Origin of the sequence: Pseudomonas atagonensis (genome assembly GCF_011369485.1) — a bacterium.
Taxonomy (GTDB): Bacteria; Pseudomonadota; Gammaproteobacteria; order Pseudomonadales; family Pseudomonadaceae; genus Aquipseudomonas; species Aquipseudomonas atagonensis.
Genome location: NZ_VXCA01000025.1, coordinates 191,954 through 209,968, shown reverse-complemented (window position 1 = coordinate 209,968; position 18,015 = coordinate 191,954). Strand labels below are relative to the sequence as shown.

General features: G+C 60.1%; 15 protein-coding genes. 9 read left to right on the top strand and 6 right to left on the bottom strand.

Annotated elements, in window-relative coordinates:
* Nucleotides 1–109 precede the first annotated feature (109 nt).
* Nucleotides 110–1,123: a porphobilinogen synthase gene (hemB, locus tag F2P67_RS16520; protein WP_166221706.1), complete on the top strand. Its 1,014-nt coding sequence runs from the start codon at nt 110–112 to the stop codon at nt 1,121–1,123.
* An 18-nt stretch (nt 1,124–1,141) separates the two neighbouring features.
* Nucleotides 1,142–3,367, top strand: a complete 2,226-nt coding sequence (gene ppk1, locus F2P67_RS16515; RefSeq protein WP_166221705.1) for a polyphosphate kinase 1 — start codon at nt 1,142–1,144, stop codon at nt 3,365–3,367.
* 260 nt (nt 3,368–3,627) lie between these two features.
* On the opposite strand, the gene ppx is transcribed toward ppk1, so the two are convergent.
* The 5 genes from ppx to F2P67_RS16490 form a co-directional block, all read right to left on the bottom strand.
* A complete protein-coding gene (ppx, locus tag F2P67_RS16510) occupies nt 3,628–5,130 on the bottom strand; it encodes an exopolyphosphatase (protein WP_166221704.1) in 1,503 nt (500 codons plus the stop codon).
* Between the two features lie 207 nt (nt 5,131–5,337).
* A complete protein-coding gene (locus tag F2P67_RS16505) occupies nt 5,338–6,075 on the bottom strand; it encodes an amino acid ABC transporter ATP-binding protein (protein WP_166221703.1) in 738 nt (245 codons plus the stop codon).
* Nucleotides 6,062–6,712, bottom strand: coding sequence for an amino acid ABC transporter permease (locus F2P67_RS16500; protein WP_166221702.1), 651 nt, complete (start codon nt 6,710–6,712; stop codon nt 6,062–6,064). The genes F2P67_RS16505 and F2P67_RS16500 overlap by 14 nt, the downstream gene beginning before the upstream one ends.
* Nucleotides 6,709–7,377: an amino acid ABC transporter permease gene (locus F2P67_RS16495; RefSeq protein ID WP_166221701.1), complete on the bottom strand. Its 669-nt coding sequence runs from the start codon at nt 7,375–7,377 to the stop codon at nt 6,709–6,711. The genes F2P67_RS16500 and F2P67_RS16495 overlap by 4 nt, the downstream gene beginning before the upstream one ends.
* Nucleotides 7,378–7,398: 21 nt before the next feature.
* Entirely contained in the window at nt 7,399–8,184 is a 786-nt protein-coding gene (locus F2P67_RS16490; protein WP_166221700.1) for a transporter substrate-binding domain-containing protein, read from the bottom strand.
* A 256-nt stretch (nt 8,185–8,440) separates the two neighbouring features.
* Here F2P67_RS16490 and F2P67_RS16485 point away from each other — a divergent pair, with 256 nt between their 5' ends.
* From F2P67_RS16485 to F2P67_RS16455, 7 genes are all read left to right on the top strand, one after another.
* A complete protein-coding gene (locus tag F2P67_RS16485) occupies nt 8,441–9,148 on the top strand; it encodes a FadR/GntR family transcriptional regulator (protein ID WP_166221699.1) in 708 nt (235 codons plus the stop codon).
* A gap of 120 nt (nt 9,149–9,268) precedes the next feature.
* Nucleotides 9,269–9,598, top strand: coding sequence for a thioredoxin TrxA (gene trxA, locus F2P67_RS16480; RefSeq protein ID WP_003206727.1), 330 nt, complete (start codon nt 9,269–9,271; stop codon nt 9,596–9,598).
* A gap of 249 nt (nt 9,599–9,847) precedes the next feature.
* The gene (rho, locus tag F2P67_RS16475) at nt 9,848–11,107 is read left to right on the top strand and encodes a transcription termination factor Rho (protein WP_003229334.1); all 1,260 of its coding nucleotides are present in this window, start codon (nt 9,848–9,850) and stop codon (nt 11,105–11,107) included.
* Between the two features lie 139 nt (nt 11,108–11,246).
* On the top strand, nt 11,247–13,202 hold the full coding sequence (locus tag F2P67_RS16470) for an acyltransferase family protein (protein ID WP_166221698.1): 1,956 nt from the start codon (nt 11,247–11,249) through the stop codon (nt 13,200–13,202).
* 80 nt (nt 13,203–13,282) lie between these two features.
* Nucleotides 13,283–14,749, top strand: coding sequence for a 4-hydroxy-3-polyprenylbenzoate decarboxylase (gene ubiD / locus F2P67_RS16465; protein WP_166221697.1), 1,467 nt, complete (start codon nt 13,283–13,285; stop codon nt 14,747–14,749).
* Nucleotides 14,749–15,717, top strand: coding sequence for a CDP-6-deoxy-delta-3,4-glucoseen reductase (locus F2P67_RS16460; RefSeq protein ID WP_166221695.1), 969 nt, complete (start codon nt 14,749–14,751; stop codon nt 15,715–15,717). Before ubiD ends, F2P67_RS16460 begins: the two co-directional genes overlap by 1 nt.
* 196 nt (nt 15,718–15,913) lie before the next feature.
* Nucleotides 15,914–16,582, top strand: coding sequence for a gamma-glutamylcyclotransferase (locus F2P67_RS16455; protein WP_166221694.1), 669 nt, complete (start codon nt 15,914–15,916; stop codon nt 16,580–16,582).
* Here F2P67_RS16455 and glpT read toward each other — a convergent pair.
* Nucleotides 16,558–17,907, bottom strand: coding sequence for a glycerol-3-phosphate transporter (gene glpT, locus F2P67_RS16450; RefSeq protein WP_047596691.1), 1,350 nt, complete (start codon nt 17,905–17,907; stop codon nt 16,558–16,560). The two genes, F2P67_RS16455 and glpT, sit on opposite strands and share 25 nt — an antisense overlap.
* Nucleotides 17,908–18,015: the final 108 nt, after the last annotated feature.

Sequence of the window (18,015 nt, the reverse complement as noted above, 5' to 3'; positions counted from 1 at the left end):
AATGGAATGCGGCTACATGTCACGGGTCTCACACAACTGTCATCTGTTAGTCATAATGGCCGTCTATAACTGTCACGCTCGCCCGTTTACGCGGGCTCAGGAGTCTGCCGTGAGCTTTACCCCTGCCAACCGTTTGTTCCCAGCCACTCGCCTGCGCCGCAATCGCCGTGACGATTTTTCGCGCCGGCTGGTACGGGAAAATGTGCTGACGGTCGATGACCTGATCCTGCCGGTGTTCGTGCTCGACGGTGAAAACCGCCGCGAAGCCGTGGCGTCGATGCCGGGTGTAGAGCGCTTGACCATCGACCTGCTGCTCGAAGAAGCGGCGAAATGGGTCGAACTGGGCATTCCGGCGCTGGCGCTGTTCCCGGTAACGCCACCTGAACTGAAATCCCTCGACGCCGCCGAAGCCTGGAATCCAGAAGGTATCGCGCAGCGCGCCACTCGCGCCCTGCGTGATCGTTTCCCGGAACTGGGGGTGATTACCGACGTGGCGCTCGACCCGTTCACCACCCACGGTCAGGACGGCATTCTCGACGAAGAAGGCTACGTGCAGAACGACATCACCGTCGACGCACTGGTCCGTCAGGCTCTGTCCCATGCCGAGGCTGGCGCTCAAGTGGTCGCCCCTTCGGACATGATGGACGGCCGCATTCAGGCGATCCGCGAAGCGCTGGAAATCGCCGGCCACGTCAATGTGCGGATCATGGCCTACTCGGCCAAGTACGCCAGCGCCTATTACGGCCCGTTCCGCGATGCCGTGGGTTCGGCGTCGAACCTGGGCAAAGCCAACAAGGCCTCTTACCAGATGGACCCCGCCAACAGCGACGAAGCGCTGCACGAAGTCGGTGCGGACTTGTCTGAAGGCGCGGACATGGTCATGGTCAAACCCGGCATGCCGTATCTGGACATTCTTTTCCGGGTAAAAGATGCCTTCAAAGTGCCGACCTTCGTCTATCAGGTCAGCGGCGAATACGCCATGCACATGGCGGCGATCCAGAATGGCTGGTTGAGCGAGGCGGTGATTCTCGAATCACTGACCGCCTTTAAACGTGCCGGTGCTGATGGCATCCTGACTTACTTTGCTGTCCGTGCCGCTCAATTGTTACGAGAGCAGAAATAGCCCTCCCAGGAACATTCGATGAATACCGAAGGACTCACAGAAGTTGCAGTAAAAGAAGCTCAGCCGGTGGTGGAACAAATCACCGAAACCCCGCCGGAACTGGAGCCTGCGCCACCCGCGCCGGCGGCCGAAGCCGCTGCGGCGGTACCGGCCATCGCGATTCCGGGCCTGGATGACAGCAGCCTCTACATCCATCGCGAGCTCTCGCAACTGCAATTCAACATCCGCGTGCTGGAACAGGCGCTGGACGAGTCCTATCCGTTGCTGGAGCGGCTGAAGTTCCTGCTGATCTTCTCCAGCAACCTCGACGAATTCTTTGAAATCCGTGTTGCCGGTCTGAAGAAGCAGATCACTTTCGCCCGTGAACAGGCCGGTGCCGACGGCCTGCAACCGCATCAGGCGCTGGCGCGAATCAGCGAGCTGGTCCACGGTCACGTTGACCGTCAGTACGCGATCCTCAACGACATCCTGCTGCCGGAGCTGGAAAAGCATCAGGTTCGCTTCATCCGTCGTCGCTACTGGACGACCAAGCTCAAGACCTGGGTGCGCCGCTACTTCCGCGACGAGATCGCGCCGATCATCACCCCGATCGGCCTCGACCCGACGCACCCGTTCCCGTTGCTGGTGAACAAGAGCCTCAACTTCATCGTCGAACTCGAAGGCATCGACGCCTTTGGTCGCGATTCGGGTCTGGCGATCATCCCGGCGCCACGTCTGCTGCCTCGGATCATCAAGGTGCCGGAAGAAGTCGGCGGCCCTGGCGACAATTACGTGTTCCTGTCGTCGATGATTCATGCCCACGCCGATGACCTGTTCCAGGGCATGAAGGTCAAGGGCTGCTACCAGTTCCGTCTGACCCGAAACGCCGACCTGGCACTCGATTCCGAAGACGTCGAAGACCTTGCCCGCGCCCTGCGTGGCGAGTTGTTCTCGCGTCGTTACGGTGACGCGGTGCGTCTGGAAGTTGCCGACACTTGCCCGAAACACCTCTCGGATTACCTGCTCAAGCAGTTCAACCTGAGCGAGACCGAGCTGTATCAGGTCAATGGCCCGGTCAACCTGACGCGGCTGTTCAGCATCACCGGTCTGGACAGCCACCCGGAGCTGCAATACACGCCGTTCACCCCGCAGATCCCGAAACTGCTGCAGAACAGCGAGAACATATTCAGCGTCGTCAGCAAGCAGGACATCCTGCTGCTGCACCCGTTCGAGTCCTTCACTCCGGTGGTCGACTTGCTGCGCCAGGCGGCGAAAGACCCGCATGTTCTGGCCGTACGCCAGACCTTGTACCGCTCCGGCGCCAACTCGGAAATCGTCGACGCGCTGGTAGACGCCGCGCGCAACGGCAAGGAAGTGACAGCGGTCATCGAGCTGCGCGCACGCTTCGACGAAGAATCCAACCTGCAACTGGCCAGCCGTCTGCAAGCGGCGGGTGCGGTGGTGATCTACGGCGTGGTCGGCTTCAAGACCCACGCCAAGATGATGCTGATCCTGCGCCGCGAAGCGGGCGAGATCGTGCGTTACGCGCACCTCGGCACCGGTAACTACCACGCCGGCAACGCCCGTCTGTACACCGACTACAGCCTGCTGACCTCCGACGACGCCTTGTGTGAAGACGTCGGCAAACTGTTCAGCCAGTTGATCGGCATGGGTAAAACGCTGCGCATGAAGAAGCTGCTGCATGCGCCGTTCACCCTGAAGAAGGGCATGCTCGACATGATCCTGCGCGAGACGCAATTCGCGCTCGACGGCAAGCCTGCGCACATCATCGCCAAGTTCAACTCGCTGACCGATCCGAAGATCATCCGCGCGCTGTACAAGGCCAGCCAGTCCGGCGTGCGCATCGATCTGGTGGTGCGCGGCATGTGCTGCCTGCGTCCGGGCATCGCCGGGGTTTCGCACAACATTCACGTGCGCTCGATCATCGGCCGCTTCCTTGAGCACACCCGGGTGTTCTACTTCCTCAACGGTGGCGAGGAGCAGATGTTCCTCTCCAGCGCCGACTGGATGGAGCGCAACCTCGACAAGCGCGTCGAGACTTGCTTCCCGGTGGAAGGCAAGAAGCTGCTGACCCGGGTCAAGAAAGAGCTGGAGCTGTACCTGACTGACAACACCCACAGTTGGAGCCTGCAGTCGGATGGCCGGTACATCCGCAACACGCCAACCGGCAACCAGAACCCGCGCAGTGCGCAGGCGACATTGCTGGAGCGGTTGGGCAGCCCGATTTTGCCGGTGAGCAGCTAAGAGCTTAAAAGCACCCCCTCACCCTAGCCCTCTCCCATCGGGAGAGGGGACTGACCGAGTTGGATGTTCGAAGTACATCGACCTGAGATATCGAGTCGAACTCAGGATTTGAAAGGCCCATAAATCGGCTCCCTCTCCCTCCGGGAGAGGGCTGGGGTGAGGGGCTAGATTCAAGTAACGCCAAAACTCTTGAATCCGAACGCCCAAGCCAATAAAAAAGGCGATCCGAAAGGATCGCCTTTTTTGTGCCTGCCGGTTACTCAGTGCACGGTCAGGACAATCCCCACCCGCGTCAGCCACTCAGCCTCAAGCCCGAAATCCGCCTGAGTCAGCTGATTCTCATCCAGCCAGTTCTCCGGGAATTCCACGTCGAGGTTGTCTCCGTTGGCGTGCAGAACCACCTGCGGCATGGTCTGCGTGCCACGAATGTGGTGGAACAGGATCGCAAAGCGCAGCAGCACGCAGAGGCGTATCAGCTTGTCGCCGTCGTCACCGAACTCGGCAAACTTGTCCTTGGGGATGTTGCGACGGTGGCCGCGCACCAGCAGGGCAAGCATTTGCTGGTCTTCGCGGGAGAAACCGGCGAGATCCGAGTGCTCGATCAGGTAGGCGCCGTGCTTGTGGTAGTGATAGTGCGCGATGTCGAGGCCGACTTCGTGCACTTTCGCGGCCCAGCCCAGCAGTTCGCGCCAGATACCGTCGTCCAGCTCCCAGTCCACTGCGACCTGATCGAAGGCGTGCAGGGCTTTGCGCTCGACCCGTGCCGCCTGTTCGAGGTCGACGTGGTAGCGCTCCATCAGCGAGGTCAGGGTGCGTTCGCGCACATCTTCGTGGTGATGGCGACCGAGCAGGTCATACAACACGCCTTCACGCAGCGCGCCTTCGCAGTGATCCATGCGTTGCAGTTCGAGGGCGTCGAAAATCGCTTCGAGAATCGCCAGACCTGCCGGGAAAATCGCCCGGCGGTCAGGCTTGATGCCTTCGAAATCGATCTTGTCGACATCGCCGAGTTTGAACAGGCGACGCTTGAGCCACGCCAGTCCTTCGGCATTCACTTCGCCAGTACCGTGCCCGCCGGCCTTCAGCGCCAGGCCGATGGCGCGGATGGTGCCCGAGGAGCCGATAGCTTCATCCCAGGTCAGGCGGTGCAGGGCGTGTTCGATGCTCATGATTTCCAGGCGCGCCGCCGTGTACGCCTGGGCGTAGCGGGCCGGAGTGATCTTGCCGTCCTTGAAGTAGCGTTGGGTGAAGCTCACGCAGCCCATTTGCAGGCTTTCGCGCAGCAACGGCTCGAAGCGTTGGCCGATGATGAATTCGGTACTGCCGCCGCCGATGTCGGCGACCAGGCGTTTGCCCGGAGTGTCGGCGAGGGTGTGCGAGACACCGAGGTAGATCAGGCGCGCCTCTTCACGGCCGGAGATCACTTCCACCGGATGGCCGAGGATTTCTTCGGCGCGGTGGATGAATTCCAGACGGTTACGGGCCTCGCGCAGGGCGTTGGTGCCGACGATCCGCACGGCGCCCAGCGGCATACCGTTGATCAGTTGGGCAAAACGCTTGAGGCAATCGAGGCCGCGTTGCATCGATTCTTCGTTGAGGTGGCGTTCATCGTCGATGCCAGCGGCGAGCTGAACCTTCTCCCCGAGACGTTCGAGAATACGGATTTCGCCGTTCTGGGCCTTGGCCACGACCATGTGAAAGCTGTTGGAGCCCAGGTCGATTGCGGCGATCAGGGACAGATTCTTGGCTTGGGATTGCGGCATGGTCAGGGGGTCTCGGTCGATAACCCCGACATCGTGCCACGATCAAACGCTGGCGCCAACGCGCACGGTTCAAACCCTTGATTCAGCGCATAAAGTCTGTGACCGCTGCGCGGTCAATCGCGAGCAGGCTCACTCCTACAGGTGACCGCATTCCAATGTAGGAGTGAGCCTGCTCGCGATGAGGGCCTGAAAGCGCCTGTATTTCCTTCAGGCTGTCGCTTCAACCGTGCCAATGAAATTCGCCAGCTCCGGCGTCTGCGGATCGGCAAACAACACCTTCGGATCGCCCACTTCGTGCACCTTGCCTTGATGCATGAACACCAGTTTGTCCCCGACCTCCCGGGCGAAGCGCATTTCGTGGGTGACCATGATCAGCGTCATGCCTTCCCTTGCCAGTTGGCGCACCACGCTGAGCACTTCATTGACCAGTTCCGGGTCGAGCGCCGAGGTGATCTCGTCGCATAACAGTACTTTTGGCGACATCGCCAACGCCCGGGCAATTGCCACCCGCTGCTGCTGACCGCCGGACAGCCGATCCGGGAAGGCATCGAATTTCTCGCCCAGACCGACCCGGTCCAGCATCTCGCGCGCCAGCTCGGCAGCCTTGGTCTTGGGCACTTTCTGCACCACTTGCGGCGCGAGCATCACGTTTTCGCCCACCGTCAGGTGCGGGAAAAGGTTGAACTGTTGAAACACCATCCCGACTTTCTGCCGCAGGCTGCGCAGGTCGGCGCGGGCGGCGTCGAGGTACTCGCCGTCGACTTCGATCACGCCGTCGTTAATCGACTCCAGGCCATTGAGCGTGCGCAGCAGGGTCGATTTGCCCGAGCCGCTGCGGCCGATGATCGCCACCACCTGACCTTCCTCGACGCTGAGGTCGATGCCTTTGAGCACGTGGTGATCGCCGTAGTATTTATGCAGGGCGGAAATTCTAAGCAGAGGCATGCAGTCTCCTTTCCAGGTAGCGCGCACTGAGGGACAGGGGGTAGCAGAGCAGGAAGTAGCCCAGGGCAACGAGGCCGTAGACCATGAACGGTTCAAACGTTGCGTTGGCGAGCATGCCGCCGGTCTTGGTCAGTTCGGTGAAGCCGATGATCGAGGTCACCGCAGTGCCTTTGACTACTTGCACCGAGAAACCCACGGTCGGCGCCACGGCAATCCGCAAGGCTTGCGGCAGAATCACGTAGCGCAGTTGCTCCAGCGGATTCAACGCCAGGCTCGACGAGGCTTCCCACTGGCCATTCGGGATCGACTCGACGCAACCACGCCAGATCTCCGCCAGGTAGGCGCTGGTGAACAGCGTCAGAGCAATCGCCGCCGCCATCCACGGCGAAATTTCGATCCCGGCCAGCGCCACGCCGAAGAACACCAGAAACAGCTGCATCAGCAACGGTGTGCCCTGGAACAGTTCGATCCAGGTGCGGGCAATGTTGCTTGGCAGAGGGTTTTTCGAGATGCGCATGACCAGAATCAGCAGCCCGACAAGGCCTCCGCCGATAAATGCCACCAACGACAACGCCAGCGTCCACTGCAGGCCGGTGAGCAGGTTGCGCAGGATGTCCCAAAAGGTGAAGTCGCTCATGCGCTGCTCCTCGAAATGTAGCGACGACCGATCCAGTTCAGCAATTGGCGGATCAGCAGCGCCATGCACAGGTAGATCAGCGTGGTCAGCGCATAGGTTTCAAAGGCGCGGAAGTTGCGCGACTGAATGAAGTTGGCAGCGAAGCTCAGCTCTTCAGTGGCAATCTGCGAACACACTGCCGAGCCGAGCATGACGATGATGATCTGGCTGCTCAGCGCCGGCCAGACCTTGCCCAGCGCCGGCAGCAGCACCACATGGCGGAACGCTTCGAAGCGCGTCATTGCCAGCGCGGCGGCGGCTTCCAGTTGCCCGCGTGGGATCGCTTGAATACCGGCGCGGATGATCTCAGTCGAGTACGCGCCGAGGTTGATCACCATTGCCAGCACCGCTGCCTGCCACTCGGAAATCTGCACACCGAGCGACGGCAGCCCGAAAAAAATGAAGAACAACTGCACCAGAAACGGCGTGTTGCGGATCAACTCGACGTAGACGCCGAAGATCGCCGAGAACGGGCGAATGTTCCACGCCCGCACCAGCGCTCCGACAATTCCCACGCCAACCCCAAGCAGCGCGCCGATGGCCGTCAGCTCAAGGGTGAACAGTGCTCCGCGCAGCAGCAGGTCGGTGTTTTCCAGCACCGGCAAGAAATCGAACTGATAAGCCATGAAAATCTCCCGCGCAGTCGATCAGAGATCGGCCGGCAGCGGCTCTTTCAGCCAGGTCTGCGAATTTTTTTCCAGCGCGCCGTCAGCCTTGGCGGTGGTCAGGATATCGTTGACCTTGGCCAGCAGCGCTGCTTCGTTCTTGTTTACGCCGACGTAGACCGGCGAATCCTTGAGCTTCACTTTCAGCGCCGGCACGCGTTTCGGGTTTTTTTCGCTGATCGCGACCATGACCACGTTACCGCTGGCGATCAGATCGACTTGCCCGGCGAGGTAAGCGGCGATGGTCGAGTTGTTGTCTTCGAAACGCTTGATAGTCACGCCTTCGGGGGCGACTTTGCTCAGCTCGATGTCTTCGATGGCACCACGGGTGACGCTGATGGTTTTGCCCTTGAGGTCGTCGAGGCTGGCGATCGCGGCTTCTGGCGGGCCGAACACCGCGAGGTAAAACGGAGCGTAGGCGCGAGAGAAATCGATGACTTTCTCGCGCTCCGGGTTTTTGCCGAGGCTGGAAATCACCAGATCGACCTTGCCGGTGGTCAGAAACGGAATGCGGTTGGTGCTGTTGACCGGGGTCAGTTCGAGTTTGACCTTGAGTTGGTCGGCCAGCAGTTTGGCTGTGTCGATGTCCAGACCGCGAGGATTCATGTCCGGGCCGACCGAGCCGAACGGCGGGAAGTCCTGGGGCACGGCGACTTTCAACGTGCCGCGTTTGACCACGTCGTCGAGACCGTCGGCGTGGGCGGGAGCCTGACTCAGCAGCAGGCCGGCAAACAGGGAGGCGAGGAGGGCGCTGTAACGCTTGGTCATGAACAATCTCCGGATCGACGGGAAGTGATTTCTGCGATCGGACAGAGCATGGGCCGTGCCAATACGTGTGCTTAAGCCACGCAGGCCGCGGTTTTTCCGGGTTTGTTCGGTCTTACTGGTCTGAACAGTCAGGTTGTTTTTCGCACTGCCGTGGCGCATCGGCCCGCGGCACCGAACCCCGTTGGGGCACGACTTGCCGGACTCACCGAATAGCTTTACAACTAGCCGCACATTGGCCTGGTTCGTCTGGAAAACCATGAACTCGATCTCCCGCGCCGTACCCGAAGTGGCGTTGCAAGCGATCCGCAAACTGATCACCGAACAGGGCTTCGCCCCGGGCGACGCCTTGCCGTCACAGCGCGATCTGGCAGTTCAATTGGGCGTGAGTCGCGCGTCGTTGCGTGAGGCGCTGTCCTCACTGAGCGCGCTGGGCGTGGTCAGCATTCAGCCGGGCAAGGGTGTGTTCGTGCAGTCGCCGGTGGAGCTTTCGCGCAGCGAGCATTCGCTGAGCTGGCCGTTCGCCGCGCAAGCTTCGCCGCTGGACATCTTTCAGCTTCGTTATGCGCTCGAAGGCTTTGCCGCCGGGCTGGCGGCGGTGACGCTGAGCACGTTCGAGCTGGATGCGCTGGAAGACAATGTGGCGGCGATGCGTGAGCAATTGAAGGCTGGCGACTTCGAGGCGGCGGCGAAACTGGACTTCGAATTTCACCGGCGCATCCTGCTGGCCAGCGGCAATCAGGCGATGCTGAGCATCCTCACCAACAGTGCCGAGATCTTTCTGGAGAGCCAGAAACTACCGTTCATCCGCGCCGAACGGGCCATGGAAACCTGGCAGGAGCACCGCAAGATCCTTCGCGCACTGGCCCGTCGAGCCTCGGGTGCGGCGCAAAAAGCCATGCAGGAACACGTGCGCAATGCCGCACTGCGCACCGGAATTGCCTTCATCGCCCCCGCCACGGCGTGACTTGAGCTATACCCAGACTCATGGGGCACCATAGCAAGACTCAATCATCTGCGGCTTCCTGAACCGGGGAAGGGCGGATATGATGGGCCACGTTTTTTTGCTTACAACCTGGAGAATTCCATGAGCAGCGATCTTATCAAACACGTTAGCGACGCTAGCTTCGAAGCCGACGTACTCAAGGCCGAAGGCGCTGTCCTGGTCGACTACTGGGCTGAATGGTGCGGCCCTTGCAAAATGATCGCTCCGGTTCTGGACGAGATTGCCGAGACTTACAAAGGCAAGCTGACCGTCGCCAAACTGAACATCGACGAAAACCAGGAAACCCCGGCCAAGCACGGCGTGCGTGGTATCCCGACGCTGATGCTGTTCAAGAACGGCAACGTTGAAGCGACCAAAGTCGGCGCCCTGTCGAAGTCGCAACTGGCTGCTTTCCTCGACGCCAACATCTAAGCGTCGCTGTAAAGTGCCTGAAAAAAAGCCCCGCAATTAGCGGGGCTTTTTGCATATTCAGGGCTAGACGCTCCGAAACTCAGGTGGTACATTCGGCCCCGCACTGGTTTCTCCACTGCCCCCTGCTAGCCGTCGCCGACGCACTCCTTTTCGAACAAGTACGCGATCCTGTCGCCTTCTCCGCGGCGCGGCCTCATTAAGCCAAAAGCTTAATTTCCCCCCCTCCATAAATGATTACGTCATTCCTATATGAATCTGACTGAACTCAAGCAAAAGCCGATTACCGAACTGCTCGAATTGGCCGAACAGATGGGCATAGAAAATATGGCCCGTTCGCGCAAGCAGGACGTGATTTTCTCCCTGCTGAAAAAGCACGCTAAAAGCGGCGAGGAAATCTCCGGTGATGGCGTGCTGGAGATTCTCCAGGACGGCTTCGGCTTCCTGCGCTCCGCTGACGCTTCCTACCTCGCCGGCCCTGACGATATCTACGTCTCGCCGAGCCAGATCCGCCGTTTCAACTTGCGCACCGGTGACACCATCGTTGGCAAGATCCGCCCTCCGAAGGAAGGCGAGCGGTATTTCGCCCTGCTCAAGGTCGACACAATCAACTTCGATCGTCCCGAGAACGCGAAAAACAAGATTCTCTTCGAGAACCTGACCCCGCTGTTCCCGACCGTGCGCATGAAGATGGAAGCCGGTAACGGTTCCACCGAAGACCTGACTGGTCGTGTGATCGACCTGTGTGCCCCGATCGGCAAGGGCCAGCGTGGTCTGATCGTCGCACCGCCGAAAGCCGGTAAAACGATCATGCTGCAGAACATCGCAGCGAACATCGCCCGTAACAATCCTGAAGTTCACCTGATCGTGCTGTTGATCGACGAACGTCCGGAAGAAGTGACCGAAATGCAGCGCACCGTGCGCGGCGAAGTGGTTGCCTCGACCTTCGACGAGCCGCCGACCCGTCACGTACAGGTTGCCGAAATGGTGATCGAGAAGGCCAAGCGCCTGGTCGAACACAAGAAGGACGTGGTGATCCTGCTCGACTCCATCACCCGTCTGGCCCGTGCCTACAACACCGTGATCCCGAGCTCCGGCAAGGTACTGACCGGTGGTGTCGATGCCCACGCCCTGGAGAAGCCAAAACGTTTCTTCGGTGCCGCGCGTAACATCGAAGAAGGCGGCTCGCTGACCATTATCGCCACCGCGCTGGTTGAAACCGGCTCGAAGATGGACGAAGTGATCTACGAAGAGTTCAAGGGTACCGGCAACATGGAACTGCCGCTGGATCGCAAGATTGCGGAAAAGCGCGTCTTCCCGGCCATCAACATCAACCGCTCGGGCACCCGCCGCGAAGAGTTGCTGACCGCCGACGACGAACTGCAGCGCATGTGGATCCTGCGCAAGCTGCTGCACCCGATGGACGAAGTCGCCGCCATCGAGTTCCTGGTCGACAAGCTGAAAACGACCAAGACCAACGACGAGTTCTTCTTGTCGATGAAGCGCAAGTAATACGAAACACGTTTGGAAAGAAGCGCCCGAAAGGGCGCTTTTTTTTGCCCTGATGAATTTGTATCTGGAATGAAATTTACCCGGCTGATAAGTTTCGCCCTCTCTTTGGACGATGTATCCAGAATTGGAAAGGGCTTTCATGCACACGTTTGGCAATCGCCGTGATATCGACGGATTACGGGCTCTGGCGGTTATCCCCGTCGTACTTTTTCATTTCGGATTTACTACATTCAGCGGCGGTTTTGTCGGCGTTGACGTGTTCTTCGTCATTTCCGGTTTCCTGATCACCGGCATCCTGTTGCGGGAAATCAGCGCGCAGCGTTTCAGCTTTATTGATTTCTGGGCCCGTCGCGCTCGTCGCATTATTCCGGCCCTGAGCGTGGTCATGCTGGTCACGCTGGCATTGGGCTGGTTGCTGCTGACGGCCAAGGACTACTCCGAACTGGGACGAACGGTGCGCTATCAGTCGCTGTTCATTTCCAACATTCTGTTCATGCGTGAGGATGGCTATTTCCAGCCGGCTTCGGATCTGAAACCGCTGCTGCACACCTGGTCGTTGGCGGTGGAAGAGCAGTACTACATTTTCTTCCCGTTGCTGATGGCTGTGCTGGTTCGCTTTTTCCGTCATTGGCGCTGGGTGCTGCTTGCCGTACTGCTGGTGTCGTTTGGCTTTAACATTCACTACATCGAGCACAGACCGGAATTCGCCTTCTTCTCTCTGCCAACCCGTGCCTGGGAGCTGTTGTGCGGCGCAATGCTTGCCGTGACACCGGCGCCGAAACAGGCTGTACGTCCATGGTTGTATCAAACGGTCGGCGTCGCCGGGCTGGCAGCCGTACTGGTCGCGGTGTTCACTTTTGACAAATCCACCGTATTTCCCGGCTGGGCGGCTTTATTGCCGGTGCTGGGCACTACGGCGCTGATCTGGTCGGGCACGCAGAGCGCGTGCTGGACCGCCCGGTTGTTGAGTCTGCGCGCGCTGGTCTGGGTCGGCTTGCTCTCTTACTCGCTGTATCTGTGGCACTGGCCGGTCTATGTCTACGCGAATGCCATTTCGGTTGATGGAATTCAGCCTGTCGAGGCTATCGGCTGGATCGCTCTGGCGCTGGGCCTCGCGTGGCTGAGCCTGCGCTATGTCGAGTTGCCGTTCCGAGAGAAACGCCTGCTGGCTTCGCGCAATGCAGTGCTGGCCGGTGCGGTCGCGACCATCGCCGTATTGGTGGCGTCAGGTTCTGCGATTCGCTCGGCCGATGGTGTTCCGCAACGTCTGACCGGAAAGGCTCTGGAATATGCGCAGTCCCGTGAATGGCGGGCCGGGCAGATGAAGTGCATGTTGGTCACTCAGGACAAGTCGCTGGACAAGGCCTGCCTGGTCGGTGGCAATGACGATGTCCCGGCCACTCAACTGATCTGGGGTGACAGCCACACCGCCGCGTTGCTCCCGGCCATCGAGAGCAATGCCCGTCGCGAAGGGCGTCCGGTCTGGTTGTACAGCATGAGCGCTTGCCCGCCGATCCTCAGTGATGATCCGCGCCAGCGCTGCAAGGATTTCAACGAGCAGACCATGGAGCGAGTGCGCAGCCTGGGGATCAAGGATGTGGTGCTGGCGTCCAACTGGAGTCTGTACATGTATGGCCGCGAAGACGGGGACAAGAAGGTTCTGCTCAATCCCCAGGACGATATCGCCCAGGCCGAGCAGCGCATGGCCGTTGCGCTGAAGGCGCGAGTGGCTGCGCTGAGGGAAGCCGGGGTGCAAGTCTGGCTCTTTAAAGACGTGCCCTTGCAACACAAGGGCGCGATCAATCGCCTGACCAGCCTCGCGCGAATAGGTCGTTCGGCGGAGGGGCTCGGACGCCCTCTTGAAGAGCATCTGGCGCGACAACATTTCATCAGCGTCCTGTTTGAAGCCATGAGCGCTGCCGATCCGGGCGTGCACGTGATCGATCCGACACCGATGATGTGTGCGGGCGGCGTCTGCAGTATCGAGGTCAACGGTCATTCGCAGTACCGGGACGAAGATCATTTGTCGGACGCCGGCAGTGCACGATTGAGTCCGTTGTTTGCGCCGATACTGCTGGGTACCAGCCACAATTGAGCGATGCAGGGCGCTGACGGGCTGCTGTTTGCCCGTCAGAGCAGGTAGGATGTACGCCTATTTTGAGGGTGCCATCGTCAATGAAATTCAAGGATCTTCGGGATTTCGTGCAGCAGCTTGAGCAGCGCGGAGAGTTGAAACGCATCCAGATTCCCGTCTCGCCGGTGCTGGAAATGACCGAGGTGTGCGACCGCACGCTGCGGGCCAAGGGCCCGGCGCTGCTGTTCGAGAAACCCACCGGCTACGATATCCCGGTGCTCGGCAACCTGTTCGGCACCCCTGAGCGGGTTGCCATGGGCATGGGCGCCGAGTCGGTCAGCGAGCTGCGCGAAATCGGCAAGCTGCTGGCCTTCCTCAAGGAGCCGGAGCCGCCGAAGGGCTTGAAGGACGCGTGGTCGAAGTTGCCGATCTTCCGCAAGATCATCGCGATGGCGCCGAAAGTCGTCAAAGACGCCCCGTGCCAGGAAGTGGTCATCGAAGGTGATGACGTCGACTTGGCGATGCTGCCGGTGCAGACCTGCTGGCCGGGCGACGTGGCGCCGTTGATCACCTGGGGCTTGACCGTTACCAAAGGCCCGAACAAGGACCGGCAGAACCTCGGCATCTACCGTCAGCAAGTCATTGGCCGCAACAAGGTCATCATGCGCTGGCTCAGCCACCGTGGCGGCGCGCTGGACTTCCGTGAGTGGTGCGAGAAGCATCCGGGCCAGCCGTTCCCGGTTTCCGTGGCCCTTGGCGCGGATCCGGCAACCATTCTCGGCGCGGTCACTCCGGTGCCGGACAGCCTCTCCGAATACGCCTTCGCCGGTCTGCTGCGCGACAGCCGCACGGAGCTGGTGAAGTGCCGCGGCAACGACCTGCAAGTGCCGGCCACGGCCGAAATCATCCTCGAAGGCGTGATTCATCCGGGCGAGATGGCCGACGAAGGCCCGTACGGCGACCACACCGGTTACTACAACGAAGTCGACAGCTTCCCGGTGTTCACCGTCGAGCGCATCACCCACCGGATCAAACCGATCTACCACAGCACCTACACCGGCCGTCCGCCGGACGAGCCGGCGATTCTCGGCGTGGCGCTGAACGAAGTGTTCGTGCCGATCCTGCAGAAGCAGTTCCCGGAGATCACCGACTTCTACCTGCCGCCGGAAGGTTGCTCGTACCGCATGGCCATCGTGACGATGAAGAAGTCGTATCCGGGCCACGCCAAGCGCGTGATGCTGGGTGTCTGGTCGTTTTTGCGACAGTTCATGTACACCAAGTTCGTTATCGTCACTGACGACGATATCAACGCGCGGGACTGGAACGACGTGATCTGGGCCATCACCACGCGCATGGACCCCAAGCGCGATACGGTGATGATCGACAACACGCCGATCGACTACCTCGACTTCGCCTCGCCGATCTCCGGCCTGGGTTCGAAAATGGGCCTCGATGCTACCCACAAGTGGCCGGGCGAAACCACTCGCGAATGGGGTCGCGTGATCGTCAAGGACGACGCCGTCACCCAACGGATCGATGCCATCTGGAATCAGTTAGGAATAGATTGATGCGTGTAACCCTGCAGCCCTCCGGAGCGGTGCTTGAGATACGGCCCGGCGAGCGGATTCTCGATGGTGCGCGGCGCCTGGGCTACGAATGCCCGCAAAGCTGCCGCAACGGCAATTGTCATGTGTGTGCGGCGCTGCTGGTCGAAGGCCGCGTCGAACAGGCCGGCAAGGTGCATGACCACGGCGAGTTCTACACTTGCATAGCCGAGCCGCTGGAAGACTGCATCCTGCTGTGGGATGGCGTGCTCGCGCTGGGAGAACTGCCGGTGCGCAGCCTGTCGTGTCAGGTCATCGAATGCCGGGACGTCGGTGGCGATACCTGGCGCGTGCGCCTGCGTGCGCCGGCCGGCAAGCCGCCGCGTTATCACGCCGGGCAGTATTTGATGATCGAGCGCGAGAACGGCGAGAAGTCGGCGTTCTCCATGGCCTCGGCACCCCACGGCGGGCGCGATCTGGAAATTCACGTGCTGGCGCGCGAAGCCAGTGCACTGAGCCTGATCGAACAACTACAACGCAACGCGATGGTGCGCGTCGAGCTGCCGTTCGGTGATACCCACCTGGCCGAATTGCCGGACGGGCCGCTGGTACTGATCGCTGCCGGCACGGGCATGGGCCAGATTCACAGCCTGATCGAGCACTGCCGCGCCAATGGCTTCAAACACCCGGTGCATCTGTATTGGGGCGTGCGTCGTCCGGAAGATTTTTATCAGATCGAACATTGGGACGAATGGCTGAAGTTGCCCAATCTTTTTCTGCACAAAGTCGTCAGCGATCAATGTGGCTGGGAAGGGCGCTGCGGGATGTTGCACGAAGCGGTGTGCGAAGACTTCCCCGATCTGAAACCCTTGCATGTCTACGCCAGCGGCTCGCCGGCCATGGTCTACGGCACGCTGGATGCGTTGGTTGAAGCGGGGATGGACGCGCATCAAATGCGCGCTGACGTGTTCGCTTACGCGCCTCGTTCCTGAATCTTTATAACTCTCCATATAGCCGATCGGTATTTATGTAATTGCATAAATACCGCTAGGTTATATATAAAACAGGCAATCCATTAAGAACTGTGCCATGGCACTCAAATTGCCTTAAAACATATGTGCCTTATTGTTACAGCGGTGCGTTCTATTAAGTAATTCTTCACCCGCGGGGAGCTGAACGCTATTCGCCATGAGCGCCATTGAAAACGCTTTTCTGAACCTGGCTTACCCTCCGCGGCTCGATCTTGGGCCGCAGCTGACGCACGAACAACTTCTCGCTTCCATGCAATCGACCATGGCGCGCCACAAGGGCGGGCCGGTGTGGCTGTTCGCCTACGGTTCGCTGATCTGGCGCCCGGAGTGTTCGGCGGTCGAGCGCGTGCGTGGCCGCGTGCATGGCTACCATCGTGGTTTGTATTTGTGGTCGCACGAACATCGTGGCACGCCGGAAATGCCGGGACTGGTGTTCGGTCTGGATCGTGGCGGTTCGTGCAGCGGCTTCGCCTATCGGCTGCCGGAAGACAATCTCGACGCTGCGCTGTATGCGCTATGGAAACGCGAGATGCCATTCCCTTCTTATCGTCCACACTGGCTCAACTGCCGGCTCGAAGATGGCAGTCAGGTTCAGGCATTGGGATTCGTTTTGGAGCGACACCTGCCCAGCTATGCCGGCAACTTGCCGGATCATGTGCTGAGCCAGGTGTTCGAAAGCGCTTGCGGGCGTTACGGCACCACTCGCGATTATGTCGAGCAGACCGCGCACGCCCTGCGCAGCCACGCCATGCCAGACCGCAATCTGGAGGCGCGGCTCAAGCGCTGTAAGTCAAAGGCCGATCAAGCGACTGCTTCGCGGCTCTGACTGGCAACTTGCTTGTGCCACAGCGTCGGGGCCAGGAAGGCCATCGACAGCAGGCAAGCGCCCACCAGCAGCACGAAACCACCGTCCCAGCCGAAATGGTCCACGGTGTAGCCCATCGCCGCACTCGCCGCGACCGAACCGCCCAGATAACCGAACAGACCCGTGAAGCCTGCGGCCGTACCGGCTGCTTTCTTCGGTGCCAGTTCCAGCGCTTGCAGGCCGATCAGCATCACCGGGCCGTAGATCAGGAAGCCGATCGAGAACAGCGCGATCATGTCGACGGTCGGGTTGCCGGCCGGGTTCAGCCAGTACACCAGCGTCGCGACAGTCACCAAGGCCATGAACACCATGCCGGTCAGGCCACGGTTGCCACGGAAGATCTTGTCCGACATCCAGCCGCACAGCAGCGTGCCCGGAATGCCCGCCCACTCGTAGAAGAAATAGGCCCACGAGGTTTTATCCACGGTGAAACCCTTGGCTTCCTTCAGGTAGGTCGGCGCCCAGTCCAGCACGCCGTAGCGCAGCAGGTAAACGAAGACGTTGGCCATGGCGATGTACCAGAGCATTTTGTTGCGCAGCACGTATTTGACGAAGATTTCCTTGGCGCTGAATTCGTCTTCGTGGCTGGCGTCGTAGCCTTCCGGGTAATCGTTCTTGTACTTCTCGATCGGCGGCAGACCGACTGATTGCGGGGTGTCGCGCATGGTGATGAAGGCAAACACCGCCACGCCCAGTGCCACGGCAGCCGGTACATAGAACGCCGCGTGCCAGTCGTTGAACAGGCCCATGCCGATCAGGAACAGCGGGCCGATCAGACCGCCGCCGACGTTATGCGCCACGTTCCACACCGACACCACGCCGCCGCGTTCCTTCTGCGACCACCAGTGCACCATCGTGCGTCCGCTCGGCGGCCAGCCCATGCCCTGCGCCCAGCCGTTGATGAACAGCAGAATGAACATCATGGTCACGCTGGACGTTGCCCAAGGCGCGAAACCGAAAATGAACATCACCCCGGCCGACACCAGCAGGCCGAACGGCAGGAAGTAACGCGGGTTGGAGCGGTCGGACACCAGGCCCATGAGGAACTTCGACAAGCCGTAGGCGATGGCAATTGCCGACATCGCCAGACCCAGATCGCCACGGCTGTAGCCTTCGTCGATCAGGTAAGGCATGGCCAGCGAGAAGTTCTTGCGCAGCAGGTAATAACCCGCGTAACCAAAGAAGATACCGGCGAAGATCTGCCAGCGCAGGCGTCGGTAGGTGCTGTCTATTTTTTCTTCAGGCAGGGGAGCCTGATGTGCGGCAGGACGAAAGAAAGCAAACATTCAAGAGCTCCAAATTTCTTGTTTTGACTGCGGATGCGAATGTTACAGTTTCGTTACCGAAAATAGCACCGGTTCGCATTGACCAAACAGCGGAAATAGTGGAATTCG